Source organism: Faecalibacterium sp. I3-3-89 (assembly GCF_023347275.1).
GTDB lineage: Bacteria > Bacillota > Clostridia > Oscillospirales > Ruminococcaceae > Faecalibacterium > Faecalibacterium butyricigenerans.
In genome coordinates this window covers 43,107-55,802 of record NZ_CP094468.1, presented here as the reverse complement: position 1 = coordinate 55,802, position 12,696 = coordinate 43,107, and the positions used below count along the sequence as shown (strand labels likewise).

Here is a 12,696-nt window from a genome sequence, read left to right as displayed (position 1 = left end):
AATTTTCGACAGATTACAATTATGCATTACGCATTATGAATTATGAATTTTCTTCTTGATATACTTGCCGTTCTTGATTCTTGCGTCCGCCGGTTTCTCTGCGTCCTCTGGAATCCCCCAGACCGAGCCAATGCGGATCGCACCGGGGACACGCCCCTCGCCGCACAAAATCTGAATACGGCGGGTGGAGATACCCCAGCGTTCAGCGGTTTGCGCGATTGATAAATACTTCATGGGCAGCACTCCTGTTGCAGTTCCGTTCTGCGTCTGCTTATAAAATCACAGTATAATTATAATCGTCAAAGCGAATAAAAGCAAGGACTTTCCGGAAAAGCTCAGGAAGTATCTTCAACCTAAAAAACAAGGGTTTGGGGCTTTCCCAAAAATCAAAATGGGCGTATCGGCTGCAAGGCTGAAACGCTCATTTTCCCGGTGTGTACGGACACCGGATGTGCTTGCTATTCTCTCAAATCTCATATCCGCAGATACAACGCGCTCCCGCTTTCGCAAAAGCAGGGGCGCATATTTTTTGAAAATTTCTCATTTTGATCCCTGCGTTTTGACTTAAAAATGTCCGTTGTAAAGTGAAAGGAGTTCTTTGATATGCCAGACCGCACGCGACCCATCCGCAAGGAAATCTGCCTGAACGAGCAGGGGTTGAATCTCATCCAGCACAAGATGCGGCAGTTGGGAACGCACAACTTCGGTGCGTATGCCCATAAGATGCTGATCGACGGCTACGGTACTTTACACTTCACTTTTCATAAGTCCTACTATCACCGCTTTATCACAATAAATTTTACAAAACCATCTTGACGCACCTTGCAAACCGTGATACCCTTTATCGCAAATCCCGCCGAGCTTGTCGGGGCAATGCCCCTCCATCTTGCTGCGCAAGACCGCTCTGCCGCTTAAAAGCCCCACTGGGGCTTTCATTGCTACGCAAACGCGGTCTCGTCGAAAAGTACAGAGTGGCGAGGATTTGTTCCCTATGAAGATTTTTACCGCCCCGCAACACACCCGATCTATTTTGCCGCCGTTTCACCCGACAAAATCATCGCTGCGCTGCGTGGGCGGTATTTTTCTTTTTTACAAATAAAATCTTATGTAGTTGTTCAATCTTCCAAAATTTGTTTTTAGTTGTTGACTACACAACCTCAAAGTGTTATTCTGATGCTTGAAAGAAGCAGGCTGTAGTGTCTGCACTGCGCCCAGCTTTCTTCATACTGTACCTTGAATCTTACATAAGCCGTCTGAACGAGATACTGCGCCATGACCTCACACTTTCTGTGGGCGAGCCGGACAACGCCGCTGCAAAACAGGGGCAGGAACTGCGTTCAGTGTGAACGGTGACCATGAGCAGGGGCTTTGCCTTTTCACACGTTTTGCTCTGCAAAATTTTCAACGTGCATTGCGGTTCGAATTCTGAAATTTTCAGTGTTGCACGGAAAGGGCGAAAGCAAGTATCGACCTGTGGCCACAAATTTTCAATGCTTGAAAAATTGCTGTCCACTCAGTCATCCTTGTTGGGGAGTGCCTTCCCCAAACCCTGCTCTAGCTTCGCACCGTTGGTGCGAAAGCGGCGTGTCGCATTATATAGCCTTCTCCATCCCGGAGTGGGCATTTATCATTTTCACAGGAGGTCGAATATGGCTGAAATGAAAAGTCCGAACGTACACGCAAAGAAGAACCGCAATGACATGCCGCGAAAACGAAAGACACACATCATCAAAGTCCGAGTGACCGCAGAAGAAAAGCTGCGGATCGCATACGCCTGCAAAGAACTCCACCTCACCCAGTCCGAACTCGTCCGCCGTGTCCTGTACGGCGTGAACGTCAAGCACACCGTCGTGGTGGCGCAGGGCGGCGAGGACGCACTGGCGGCGCTTGCCGCCTTGTCTGCCCAGTGCAGCAAGGTGGGAAGCAACCTCAACCAGCTTGCACGGCACTTCAACTCCGGCGGCAAAGACACCGAGCAGCTCCGGGCGCAGATTCTGGAGGAACTGTCCGCACTCACGAACTTTCGGCTGAAAGCCGAAGAAACGGTTGGTGAACTGTATGGCAACCATCAAGCATTTAAGCTCGAAGAACTCTAACTATGCCGCCACCGAAAGCTATCTCACCTTTCAGCACAACGAATACACCGGTCTGCCCATTCTGGACGAGAAGGGCAGACCCAAGCTGCGGGATTCGTACCTGCTCGACACCCTTGAGTGCGGCGAATCTTCGTTCGCTATGGCCTGCCTGATTGCCAACCGCAAGTACGGCAAGAACGGCGGGCGGGAGGACGTGAAGACCCATCACTACATTGTGAGCTTCGACCCGAAGGACGCAGTAGAGAACGGTCTGACCATGGAGCGGGCGCAAGCCCTTGGCTTGCAGTTCTGCAAGGACAACTTCCCCGGTCATCCCGCCATCGTCTGCACCCACCCGGACGGTCACAACAGTGCCGGGAACATCCACGTCCACATCGTCATCGGCAGCTTGCGTGTCCGCACCGTGGAACGGCAGCCCTTCATGGACAAGCCGTGCGACTGGGAAGTGGGCAAGAAGCACCGCTGCACCTCTGCCATGCTCCGGCACCTCCGTGTCGCTGTCATGGAAATGTGCGAACAAGCCGACCTGAACCAGATCAATCTGCTGGAAGCCCAAGGCGACCATGTTTCGGAGCGCGAGTATTGGGCACAGCGGCGCGGACAACGCCGCCTCGACCATGCCAACGCCAAACTTGCCGCCGAAGGGCAGCAGCCCACCCAGACCGTCTATCAGACCGAACTGGACAAGCTGCGAAAGCAGATCTACGCTGTGCTGAACAAGACCACCACCTTCGAGGAATTTTCTGCATTGCTCATGCAGGAACACGGCATCGCCGTGAAGGAGAGCCGAGGCCGGTTGAGCTACTGCCCACCCGGCCGGACAAAGTTCATCACCGCCAAGAAACTGAGCAAGAAGCTGGAAAAAGAGCAGGTGCTGACCGCCCTCTCCCAGAACATCCAGCTTGCCGCCATCATCCAGCCCGCCAGCGAACAGAAGCCGGATAAGATCAGGAAACTGGTTGACATTCAGGCGAACGTTGCTGCGGGCAAGGGCATCGGCTATGAGCGTTGGGCGAAAAAGTTCAACCTCAAACGCTGGTCGCAGACCCTGTGTCTCCTGCAGGAGAAGAAGCTGCTCAGCGAAGATGCCTTGCACCAGCGCATTGCCGAACTGCAAACCCAGCACGACGATGCACTGGCGGTGGTCAAAGACCTGGATGCCCGCATGGTCTCCCTCAAGGAGCTGCGCGGGCATCTTGTGGTCTATCGGCAGTACAAGCCCCTTGCACAGAAGCTCCAGACTGTGCGGAATCCCGCCAAGTTCAAGGAGCAGCACCGTGCAGAGTTTGCTGTGTACGAGGCCGCTTGCGCCTATTTCAAGGCCAATGGGCTCAGGACGCTGCCGGACCTCAAAAAGCTGGATGCCGAATACCAGACCCTTTCCTCGGAGAAAAACGGGTTCTACACCCGCTACAAGAAAGCGCAGATCGAACTGCGTGAACTCCGCACCGCACAACAGAACGTGGAAGCCTTCTTCCGCAAGGAGGAGCGCAGCCACGCCGTACCGCAGCAGGAGGTCAAATGAACAACACTCTGACGGATCGATGTGTGAATAAACCCAACCTCACCCACGCCCCTCACCGGGCTTCGTCCTTTCGCCTGTACCCCACCCATTGGGACGGAGGGTAGCACCTCTGTCTTTTCGGACGTAAAGAACGCCATCTCGACCCGGCAGGCAGCGGAGCTATACGGCTTCGCCGTAAACCGGAACGGTATGATGTGCTGTCCCTTCCACGGGGATAAACACCCCAGCATGAAGGTGGACAGCCGTTTCCACTGTTTCGCCTGTCAGGCAGATGGCGATGTGATCGATTTTGTCGGCAGACTTTTTCAACTTTCTCCCTATAAGGCTGTGGAAAAGTTGAAGGAGGACTTCGGCATGGCACTTGCCGACGGCAAGGTGCGGCTTGCTCCCCGCAGACCGCCCACCGTCCGGCAGCTGCTGCTGGACTATTACCGCTGTCTGCAGCGTTGGCGGGTCCGATACGCACCGCAGTCACCCACAGAAGAACTTCACCCCTGCTTCCTTGAAGCGATAAAGAACCTTGACATCGTTGAATATTATCTGGACTGTTCGGTGCTCCCGGACCCGCAGACCGAAAACGAACTACGGAAGTATTGGGAGGAATTGCATGAGCGACTGGAAAAAGAGGAACGAAGATTGGCGTGATGAGGACGAACTGGAAGAAGAGGAAGAATGCGAATGCCCTTGGGTAGACAGCAAGGGCAAAGTGCGTGAAACCGCTTACTGCCAGTACCTTTTAGAGAAGCACCCCATGATGTGCCTGAAACAGAAGCTGTTTGACCAGAACGGCGAGGTAGACGAGGACGCATTGCTCTACGAAGTCCACAGCGACCTCCGTGACTTTGTGCTCGACAACCTTGCCAAGAAGGAGAAGCAGGTTCTGGACGCACTCCGTATCGAAACCTATACCCCTGAATGGAAACCCCAGCTTGACCGCATCCATCTCCAGAACGGAACCTACTTTCTGGACGAGCGGGGATTTGTGCCGGAAAAGGAACTCTGCCTGAACCGGCTCCCCGTGGAATACCAGCCCGATGCCCCCGCACCGACCAAGTGGCTGGAATTTCTGGACGGTCTGCTCATCCCGGAGGACATTCTGACCTTGCAGGAATATCTCGGCTATCTTCTGATCCCGTCTACCAAGGCGCAGAAGATGCTGATCATGACCGGCAAGGGCGGCGAGGGAAAATCCCGCATCGGCTTGCTGCTGAAGAAGCTGTTCGGGGAAGCCTCTCACTCCGAATCCATCCTCCGCATCGAAACGAACCGCTTTGCCAGTGCAAATCTGGAGTACAAGCTGGTCATGGTCGATGACGACCTGAACATGGTGGCTTTGCCCGAAACCCGGAACATCAAGTCCATTGTCACCGCCGAAGACCGTTTGTGCATCGAGCGGAAAAACAAGCAGGCTGTCCAAGGCTTGCTGTACGTTCGTTTCATCTGCTTCGGCAATGGCAACCTTGTGGCTGCTCACGATGACAGCGACGGCTTCTGGCGCAGGCAGATCCTCATCACGGTGAAAGACCGTGACCCTGCCCGGGTGGATAACCCCTTCCTCATCGAAGAGTTGTCCGAGGAGCGTCCCGGCATCCTGCTGTGGATGCTGGAGGGGCTGCACCGTCTGCTGGCGAACCGCTATCAGTTTACCATCAGCGAGCGCTCCATCCAGAACCTCGAAGCAGCCATGGCGGACAGCGACAACCTGACCCAGTTCATGCAGGCAACGGCGTATGTCCGTTTCAAGCCCGACACCGAGGAACGCTCCACCTATCTCTACCGCGCCTACACCAAGTGGTGCGAGGATAATCTGGAATCGCCTGTTCCGCAAAAGAAGTTCAGCCAGTTCCTGCTGAAAAATGCGGGGAAGTATGGCCTGACCTTTTCCAAGCACATCGAGGGGAAGTACCGCGGCTTCCGGGGCGTATGCGTCCACCCCGCCTTTGCTGCGGCATAAAACACACGAAAAGTGAAAATCTCCCGCCCCACGCGCCCCGAATCAGCGGTTTTTACCTGTTATCGCTGTTTTCTCCGGGTTTGTATCCGCCCTTTCCGGGCGGATGCAGGGCGGCAAAATGCCCTTTGGGGCGGGAGAGAAACCCGGACGCGCCCTCTTGGGGCGCATCCATCCAGCCATGCGCCCTGTAAAATCAACACAGAAAGGTACTTTTGTGTGGTTTGGGGCGCATGGGGCGCGTAAATTCAAGTTCTCGCACGTTTTGGGCTGCTGCTTCGGGTCAGGAGCGGCAGGCCCTTACATATTTACCGGCCCACAGGGTGCAGCTCAACCGGAACTGCGCCGGGTCTGGAGAAGTGCAAAGGAGACATGCCTATGACGAATGTCCGCAAAAATTCCGCTAAACTGACCCGTGAGGACTTGAAAATCGCGCCCGAATCCCCTACAATGAAATTGTCCGAAACCCCTGCCGTAGAACCTTCTGACCAGACCAGCAAAACTGTCCGACACGCCCCGCTCGTTTACCGGGTGGAGGAGATCGCCCAACTGTTGGCGATCTCCAACCGTGCTGCGTACAATCTGTGCAACACCACGAAAGATTTCAAGGTGATTCGCCTCGGTACCAGCATCCGGGTAAGCAAGCAGAGCTTTGACGATTGGTTTGCTGCGGTCTGAGGGAGGGAATATCTATGGCATCTATTATGAAACGTGGCAACACGTATTCTGTCCGATACAACTACAAAGACCACAATGGCAAGCCCTGCAAGGGCTGGGAGACCTTCAAGACCAAGGCCGAAGCGCAGGAGCGCAAGATCACGGTCGAAAAGGAACTGCTGGATGGTACATTCCTCGTGCCGGATGCAATGACGGTGGAGGAGATGCTCTACAAGTGGATTCCCATTCAGTCCAGCAAACACAAGTGGTCTCCCAAGACCTACACCCAATCTGTGGCGATGGTGCAGAACCTCATCGTGCCGTATATCGGAAAGCGGAAGGTGCAAGACCTCCGCACCTACGACATTGAGCAGTTCTACGCCACCCTGAGCCAGACCCCCTGCGGCCAGTACGTTCACGGCGAGAAGCAGGAGCTGACGGAAAATCAGAAGAAGCGGCTGTTATCCAGCACGTCCATTCACGAAGTCCACACGCTCTTGAAAACCGCCTTTTCGTATGCCGTTGACTGGGATCTGATTCACAAATCGCCTACTCCCCGTGAAGCCCCCAAGATCAATACCGAAGAACGCACCATCTGGGATGAGCGCACCATGCTGGCGGCGTTGCAGACCATTGAGAACCCCGCCCTCCATCTGGCGGTGCATCTGAGCATGATTCTCTCCCTGCGAGAGGGTGAGATCCTCGGCTTACAGCCGGGAGACCTCGCCTTCGATGCCGCCGATGGTCGTGGAGCTATCACGGTGAACAAGGCAATGCAGCGTGCCAACAAAGAAGCCTTGTCCAAGATCGACCCCAGCCAGATCTACCACACCTTCCCGGACAGACGGGAGGGGAGCAAGTCCTCGCTGATTCTGAAAAAGACCAAAACCAAGAAGTCCAACCGTGTCCTGTATATGACGAAACCGCTGAAAGAGGAACTTCTGGCATGGCTCGACAAGATGAAGCAGGACGAACAGAACGCCCCGGAGAAGTACAGCAACTGCGGTCAGCTGTTCCGCTTACCAGACGGCTTACCCATTGCCCCGGACGTTCTGACCAAGTGGTATCGGCAGTGGCGAGCAGAGCACCCGGAGTTTGAGAAGATCGTGTTTCATGGTCTGCGACACTCCAGTGCCACCTATCAGCTGTTGCAGTCTGGCGGTGACTTCAAATCGGTGCAGGGCAACACAGGTCATGCAACTGCTACCGTCCTGATGGACACCTACGCTCACACGCAGGACAGGCCCCGGTTGGAGCTGGCAAAGAAGATCGAAGCCGACTTCTACCGGCAGGACACAGCAGGAGCAGGGCCGCAGGCGTCCCCGGAAAGCAAAATGCCGGCGGCAACAAAAATCACAGGCAAAATGATCCTTGAAGCCATCCGGCAGATGGACGCAGAAGAACGCCGCGAGCTGACGCGGGTGCTCTTCGCATAAAAATTTCTTTTTTGTGCAGCGAAATGCACGCTGTGCGAGCAATGCAAAGATAACATGGCTTTTTTGTAAAGTGTGCAGAAAGTGTGCAAGTGTGTGCGACCTCTGCCAGAAAAACAAAAAAGCCATGAAATCTTTCGATTTCACGGCATTTTCTGGTGCGATGGAAGGGACTCGAACCCCCGGCCTACTGATTCGTAGTCAGTCACTCTATCCAGCTGAGCTACCAACGCATACGTTCCGTTCGGAACATGATGTATTTTATCACCGAACCGGGGTTTTGTCAACACTTTTTCGGAAATATTTTTGGATTTCTCGAAAAAGAGCGTCTTTTCATCTACTTTTCTTTTATCTTTCCTGCATCAGCCCTGCTCTGCGAGGGTCTGGGCGATTCGGACACCGGTAGGCGTGGCGGCAAGACCGCCCTGACCCGTCTCCCGGAGGTCGGGGGAGAGCAGGCTGCCCACGCGGCCCATCGCGTCGATGACCTCGTCGCAGGGGATGGCGTAGTCCACCCCGGCGAGAGCCATATTGGCACAAGAAACCGCATTCACTGCACCGACCACATTCCGCTTGATGCAGGGCACTTCCACGAGGCCGGCCACGGGGTCGCAGACGAGGCCCAGCAGGTTGCCCAGTGCCATTGCGGCAGCGGCGGCGCACTGCTCGGGCGCACCGCCTTTGAGGTGGCAGAGCGCGGCAGCGGCCATCGCGCTGGCAGCGCCCACCTCGGCCTGACAGCCGCCCTCCGCGCCCGCCAGCGTGGCGCGGGCCGCGATGACCTGCCCAAAGCCGGCGGCTACATAGAGGGCGTCGCAGATGGCTTCCTCGTCCGCCTCGCCGCTGCGGGCCAGCGGCAGCAGGACGGCGGGCAGAACGCCGCAGCTGCCCGCCGTGGGGGCCGCGACGATCCGCTTCATGCAGGCGTTGCACTCGGCGGTCTTGAGGGCCTCCGCCGTCACAGCGGCGAGGTAATCGCCGCCGAAGCTCCTGCCCTCTTGGTGCGCCTGCTCCACCTTGGCCGCGTCGCCGCCCGAAAGGCCGCTGCGGCTGCGCTGGGCGGGGTCGTAGTCCCGGCTGGTGGCCTGCATCACCTGCCACAGATGATGCATCATCTCCCGGCTGTGGGCCTCGGTGAGGCGGCTTTCGGCCAGGTCGCTGCGCAGGATGGCCTCCGACAGGGAGATCTTCTGGCTGCTGGCTGCAGCCAGCATCTCTTCACAGGATAAAAACGACACGTCTCAGCCCTCCTCAGATTCTTCCGGCTCGTCGATGTTCAGGCAGGTGACCTTGCGGATGCCCGGCATCACGGCCATCTGCTGTTCCAGCACATGGGGGATATGGGAGTCACACTCCAGCACCATGACGGCGTAGCCGCCCGTCGCGGCGCGGAACACCTGCATGGACGCGATGTTGATGCGCCGCTGGGCCAGCGACATGGTGACTTCGGCGATGCATCCGGGGGTGTCCTCGTTGTGGATGATGAGGGTGTTGCTGTCACCGCCGAAGTCGGCGGGCACGCCGTCGATCTCGGTGACGCGGATACGCCCGCCGCCCACGGAGGCCGCTTTCAGGGTGAGGGTGCGGCCCGTCCTGCTCTTTAAGGTAAGGACAGCTGTATTGGGGTGGGCGGCGCGCAGCTCCACCGGATGGATGGTGAACTTCATCCCGGCCTCCTCGGCCAGTGCAAAGCTGTCCGGCAGGCGGGGGTCGTCCGGGCGGAGGCCCAACAGGCCCGCCACCAGTGCGCGGTCGGTGCCGTGGCCCCGGCCCGTGGTGGCAAAACTGCCATAAAGTCCGATGTCCGCCTCTGCGGGGATGTCGCCCAGCAGCTTCTGGGCCGTGTAGCCGATGCGGGCCGCGCCCGCCGTATGGCTGGAGGAGGGGCCGATCATCACCGGCCCGAGAACGTCGAAAAGACGCATGAGATTGTACACTTCCTTCCGTTTTGCAGCGTTCCGGGCCTTGTTTTCTGCCCCGCAGACCCGCCCCGGGCTGCCTCAGCTGACAAAAGAACAGATTTTCTTTCTTTTTATTATACCGCTTTTGAGCTTGTTGTGCTATAATAACTTCATAATGCTTTGAATTTGCCCTTTCAGGGGGCAGCACGGAGGGTAGAACCTATGAAACTGGTAAGCGTGGAAACTCCCGAAAAGAGTGTCTGCAAAATGACTTTCAGCGCTTCGGCTGAGGAGCTGGAAGCTGCGTCCAACGCCGTGTACGAGCGCACCCGCGCAACGTACACCATCAAAGGCTTTGCCAAGGGTGAGGCTGACCGCGCCCAGATCGAGGCCGACCGCGGCGAGCACACCTTCTGGTATGACGCCATCAACGACCTGATGGACAAGGACGTCCCGGCGCTGTACGACGCAGCGATGGCAGAACACGGCTTCCACGCAGTGGACGAGCCGGTGTACGATCTGGTCAGCGTGAAGAAGGATGAGGGCTTCGTGGCCACCGCTACCACCGCCCTGCAGCCCGAGCTGAAGCTGACCCAGACCACCGGCTTCAAGGCCGAGTGCGTCACTCCGGAAGTCACCGACAAGGAGATCGACGCCGTGCTGGAGCGCCGCCGTGCCGTCTCTGCCGAGCTGGTGCCCCACAAGGGTCCTGCCGTCAAGGGCAACATCGTCCACATCGACTACGAGGGCCTGCTGGAGGGCAAGCCGTTCAACGGCGGCACCGCCCAGAACCAGACTCTGCAGCTGGGCAGCGGCCGGATGATCCCCGGCTTCGAGGAGGGCATCCTCGGCCACAAGGGCGGCGAGGAGTTCGACATCTTCGTCACCTTCCCGGCACGCTACCACGTCAGCGACCTCGCCGGCAAGCCCGTGGTCTTTAAGATCAAGCTGCACGACGTCTGCGTCCGTCAGCTGCCCGCCCTGAACAGCGATTTTGCCAAGAAGGCCGGCAATGTGGACACGATGGACGAGTTCCGCGCCCAGATCCGTCAGCAGCTCCACGACGGCAAGCACGCCAGCGCCCTCAACCGCGCCAAGGACGCCATCCTCACCCAGCTGGCCTCCGCCGCTGAGGGCGAGCTGCCCAGCGTCCTCGTGGAGACGGCCTACCAGCAGGAGATGGAGCGGTTCCAGCAGCAGCTGCAGATGCAGCGCCTGAGCCTCGACCGCTATCTCAGTCAGGTCCACCAGACCCGCGAGAGCTTTACCGCCGCCGTCCGCGCCGTTGCCGAGAAGAACACCCGCGCCCGGATGGCCCTGCTGCAGGTGGCCCAGAGCGAGGGCCTCCTGCCCACCGAGGAGGAGATCGACAAGACCCTCTCCGAGCGTGCCGAGCGCACCAAAAAGACCCTCGAGGAGATCAAGGCCGCTACCAACGTGGAGGCCATGCGCCGCAACGAGGGCATCCGCCGCGCTGCCGATTACGTCATCGAGCACTCCACCATTGAGGAAAAATAATTTTTCTGTCCTTTGCGCCTGCACCGCCGTGCAGGCGTTTTTTGTTGTTCATTTTTTGACTCTTGACTTTTTCCCAAAGCTGCGGTATTTTTAAGGTGAAAAAGTTTGTCCGGGCACAGCCGGGTCCCGGGCGGATAATATAAAAATTTTGCGGGGCGATCCCCCTCATCCGGTCTTCTCTTTGCGACAGGAGGTTTTCCTTATGAAAAAGTTTCTTCTCGCTCTTTTGACAGCCGCCACAGCGGCGGCGCTGCTCTGCGGCGCTGCAGCTGTGTCCACCTACAGCGTCGGCTATGACGCACCGGCCGGCATCAGCACCATCGTGGTGCAGGACAGCAGCGCCGCCGTCGTGCTGCAGGCCGCAGACACCGACCACATCCACGCCGACTACACCTACACCTCGAGCTATGCGTTCGAAAGCTCCAAGCTCTACGACTTCTCGGTGGCGGGCAGCACCCTCACCGTGACCAAGACCCGGGAGCCGAACGCCTCCCTTACCATCAAGAGCACCGACACCCGCGCCTGCACCCTGACGCTTCAGGTGCCCCGCCAGACGCTGGCCAGCCTCACCGTCAGCACGACGAACGACAACATCACGCTGGACGGCGTTTCGGCCCAGACGGCCGCTCTGACCACCGATAATGGCCGCATCGAGGTGACGAACTTCAACGGCATCTCCCTGAGCGGCACCACCCGCAACGGCAAGATCACCCTGAGCGGCGTCACCTCCCAGAACGTGGCCGCTACCATCCAGAACAGCGGCACCCTCAAGCTGGAGAACATCTCCGCCAATGTCTGCAATGCCAAGGTCCAGAACGGCAGCATCACCGGCTCAGTGGTGGGCGACAGCAGCGCTTACGGCTTTGACCTCACCGCCGGAGGCGGCAGGATCCGGGTCTCCGACTCCAACGACCGCAATTTCCTTCTCAGCGGCAAGGACGCTCTGCAGCAGAATGCCGGCGCGCCCCAGAAGCTGAGCCTCGCCACCCAGAACGGCGACGTGGATGTGGAGTTTGTCCGCTAAATCAATCAAAAAATGCCTGTGCAGCAGATGCCGCACAGGCATTTCTTTTTTACCCGGCAAGGGCGTTGAAGCCCATGACCACCACGCCGAGGATAAAACACTCATGTATCTCTCTCCAAAATTGCATCCAGATTTTTGTTCATAATGTCCATCGTCTCGCAGAAGGCTTTCCGCTGGGCCTCGGTGGTATTCTCGAGCAGCTTCTGGCCGAACTCCTCCTGCAAAGCGCGGCCCCGCACAATGATGGGCTGTGCCTTTTCGGTGCAGCGCAGCAGGGTGCGGCGGCGGTCAGCAGGGTCGGCCTCGCGGACAAGATAGCCCTCCTGCACCAGACGGTCTACGTTCACTGAGACGAGGTTAGCCTTCAGCTTCCGCATCTCCACCACGTCGCTGGCGGTCTGGTAGCCGGGGTTATTGGCGAGGAACATCAGAATGTCAAAGGCCGTCTGGGTCAGGTGCAGCTTCTGGCACAGGGGTTTGCAGAGGGCAGCGTAGGCCGCTGCGGTCTTTCGCCCGAATTCGATGCCCGGGGTGTTCATGGGGTGCCTCCTTGTGATTCAAAATTGTATCATTCAAATTTGAAGTAATGAT

The 12,696-nt window shown here is 57.6% G+C and carries 14 protein-coding genes and 1 tRNA gene; 9 read left to right on the top strand and 6 right to left on the bottom strand.

Annotation, left to right across the window (positions count from 1 at the left end; translation table 11 throughout):
- Positions 1 to 33 precede the first annotated feature (33 nt).
- The gene (locus MTP38_RS00240; protein ID WP_005928951.1) at positions 34 to 234 is read right to left on the bottom strand and encodes a hypothetical protein; all 201 of its coding nucleotides are present in this window, start codon (positions 232 to 234) and stop codon (positions 34 to 36) included.
- Positions 235 to 603: 369 nt separating this feature from the next.
- On the opposite strand from MTP38_RS00240, the gene MTP38_RS00235 reads away from it, so the two are divergent.
- The 7 genes from MTP38_RS00235 to MTP38_RS00205 all read left to right on the top strand — a co-directional run bounded on the left by MTP38_RS00235 (position 604) and on the right by MTP38_RS00205 (position 7,665).
- Positions 604 to 816, top strand: coding sequence for a hypothetical protein (locus MTP38_RS00235; protein WP_005928958.1), 213 nt, complete (start codon positions 604 to 606; stop codon positions 814 to 816).
- A gap of 833 nt (positions 817 to 1,649) precedes the next feature.
- Complete coding sequence (locus MTP38_RS00230) at positions 1,650 to 2,096, top strand: plasmid mobilization protein (protein WP_249233891.1); 447 nt, start codon at positions 1,650 to 1,652, stop codon at positions 2,094 to 2,096.
- Positions 2,059 to 3,621: a relaxase/mobilization nuclease domain-containing protein gene (locus MTP38_RS00225; RefSeq protein WP_249233890.1), complete on the top strand. Its 1,563-nt coding sequence runs from the start codon at positions 2,059 to 2,061 to the stop codon at positions 3,619 to 3,621. The genes MTP38_RS00230 and MTP38_RS00225 overlap by 38 nt, the downstream gene beginning before the upstream one ends.
- 189 nt (positions 3,622 to 3,810) lie before the next feature.
- Positions 3,811 to 4,266, top strand: coding sequence for a CHC2 zinc finger domain-containing protein (locus tag MTP38_RS00220; protein WP_256466382.1), 456 nt, complete (start codon positions 3,811 to 3,813; stop codon positions 4,264 to 4,266).
- Positions 4,229 to 5,575 (top strand): DNA primase family protein, encoded by a 1,347-nt coding sequence (locus MTP38_RS00215; RefSeq protein WP_249233888.1) that lies wholly within the window; start codon positions 4,229 to 4,231, stop codon positions 5,573 to 5,575. The genes MTP38_RS00220 and MTP38_RS00215 overlap by 38 nt, the downstream gene beginning before the upstream one ends.
- A 369-nt stretch (positions 5,576 to 5,944) precedes the next feature.
- Positions 5,945 to 6,250 (top strand): helix-turn-helix domain-containing protein, encoded by a 306-nt coding sequence (locus MTP38_RS00210; protein ID WP_006735272.1) that lies wholly within the window; start codon positions 5,945 to 5,947, stop codon positions 6,248 to 6,250.
- Between the two features lie 14 nt (positions 6,251 to 6,264).
- Complete coding sequence (locus MTP38_RS00205; RefSeq protein WP_097773062.1) at positions 6,265 to 7,665, top strand: site-specific integrase; 1,401 nt, start codon at positions 6,265 to 6,267, stop codon at positions 7,663 to 7,665.
- Positions 7,666 to 7,818: 153 nt separating this feature from the next.
- Here MTP38_RS00205 and MTP38_RS00200 read toward each other — a convergent pair.
- The 3 genes from MTP38_RS00200 to sdaAB all read right to left on the bottom strand — a co-directional run bounded on the left by MTP38_RS00200 (position 7,819) and on the right by sdaAB (position 9,587).
- Positions 7,819 to 7,895 (bottom strand) — tRNA-Arg (locus MTP38_RS00200).
- Between the two features lie 129 nt (positions 7,896 to 8,024).
- Positions 8,025 to 8,900, bottom strand: coding sequence for an L-serine ammonia-lyase, iron-sulfur-dependent, subunit alpha (sdaAA, locus tag MTP38_RS00195; RefSeq protein ID WP_249233887.1), 876 nt, complete (start codon positions 8,898 to 8,900; stop codon positions 8,025 to 8,027).
- Positions 8,901 to 8,903: 3 nt separating this feature from the next.
- Positions 8,904 to 9,587, bottom strand: coding sequence for an L-serine ammonia-lyase, iron-sulfur-dependent subunit beta (gene sdaAB, locus MTP38_RS00190; protein WP_227621637.1), 684 nt, complete (start codon positions 9,585 to 9,587; stop codon positions 8,904 to 8,906).
- A 198-nt stretch (positions 9,588 to 9,785) separates the two neighbouring features.
- Between sdaAB and tig the strand changes: the two genes are divergently transcribed.
- Positions 9,786 to 11,081 (top strand): trigger factor, encoded by a 1,296-nt coding sequence (tig, locus tag MTP38_RS00185; RefSeq protein WP_227621638.1) that lies wholly within the window; start codon positions 9,786 to 9,788, stop codon positions 11,079 to 11,081.
- On the opposite strand, the gene MTP38_RS00180 is transcribed toward tig, so the two are convergent.
- On the bottom strand, positions 11,050 to 11,250 hold the full coding sequence (locus MTP38_RS00180) for a hypothetical protein (protein WP_249233886.1): 201 nt from the start codon (positions 11,248 to 11,250) through the stop codon (positions 11,050 to 11,052). The two genes, tig and MTP38_RS00180, sit on opposite strands and share 32 nt — an antisense overlap.
- 33 nt (positions 11,251 to 11,283) lie before the next feature.
- Here MTP38_RS00180 and MTP38_RS00175 point away from each other — a divergent pair, with 33 nt between their 5' ends.
- Positions 11,284 to 12,105: a DUF4097 family beta strand repeat-containing protein gene (locus MTP38_RS00175; RefSeq protein WP_249233885.1), complete on the top strand. Its 822-nt coding sequence runs from the start codon at positions 11,284 to 11,286 to the stop codon at positions 12,103 to 12,105.
- 101 nt (positions 12,106 to 12,206) lie between these two features.
- Here MTP38_RS00175 and MTP38_RS00170 read toward each other — a convergent pair whose 3' ends face one another.
- Positions 12,207 to 12,644, bottom strand: coding sequence for a MarR family winged helix-turn-helix transcriptional regulator (locus MTP38_RS00170; RefSeq protein WP_227621640.1), 438 nt, complete (start codon positions 12,642 to 12,644; stop codon positions 12,207 to 12,209).
- Positions 12,645 to 12,696 lie beyond the last annotated feature (52 nt).

Coding starts and splice junctions, on each gene's coding strand:
- MTP38_RS00225 (WP_249233890.1), top strand. CDS start 2,059: ATGGCAACCATCAAGCATTTAAGCTCGAAGAACTCTAACTATGCCGCC.
- tig (WP_227621638.1), top strand. CDS start 9,786: ATGAAACTGGTAAGCGTGGAAACTCCCGAAAAGAGTGTCTGCAAAATG.
- MTP38_RS00235 (WP_005928958.1), top strand. CDS start 604: ATGCCAGACCGCACGCGACCCATCCGCAAGGAAATCTGCCTGAACGAG.
- sdaAB (WP_227621637.1), bottom strand. CDS start 9,587: ATGCGTCTTTTCGACGTTCTCGGGCCGGTGATGATCGGCCCCTCCTCC.
- MTP38_RS00220 (WP_256466382.1), top strand. CDS start 3,811: ATGATGTGCTGTCCCTTCCACGGGGATAAACACCCCAGCATGAAGGTG.
- MTP38_RS00240 (WP_005928951.1), bottom strand. CDS start 234: ATGAAGTATTTATCAATCGCGCAAACCGCTGAACGCTGGGGTATCTCC.
- MTP38_RS00215 (WP_249233888.1), top strand. CDS start 4,229: ATGAGCGACTGGAAAAAGAGGAACGAAGATTGGCGTGATGAGGACGAA.
- MTP38_RS00230 (WP_249233891.1), top strand. CDS start 1,650: ATGGCTGAAATGAAAAGTCCGAACGTACACGCAAAGAAGAACCGCAAT.
- MTP38_RS00210 (WP_006735272.1), top strand. CDS start 5,945: ATGCCTATGACGAATGTCCGCAAAAATTCCGCTAAACTGACCCGTGAG.
- MTP38_RS00170 (WP_227621640.1), bottom strand. CDS start 12,644: ATGAACACCCCGGGCATCGAATTCGGGCGAAAGACCGCAGCGGCCTAC.
- MTP38_RS00205 (WP_097773062.1), top strand. CDS start 6,265: ATGGCATCTATTATGAAACGTGGCAACACGTATTCTGTCCGATACAAC.
- MTP38_RS00175 (WP_249233885.1), top strand. CDS start 11,284: ATGAAAAAGTTTCTTCTCGCTCTTTTGACAGCCGCCACAGCGGCGGCG.
- MTP38_RS00180 (WP_249233886.1), bottom strand. CDS start 11,250: ATGAGGGGGATCGCCCCGCAAAATTTTTATATTATCCGCCCGGGACCC.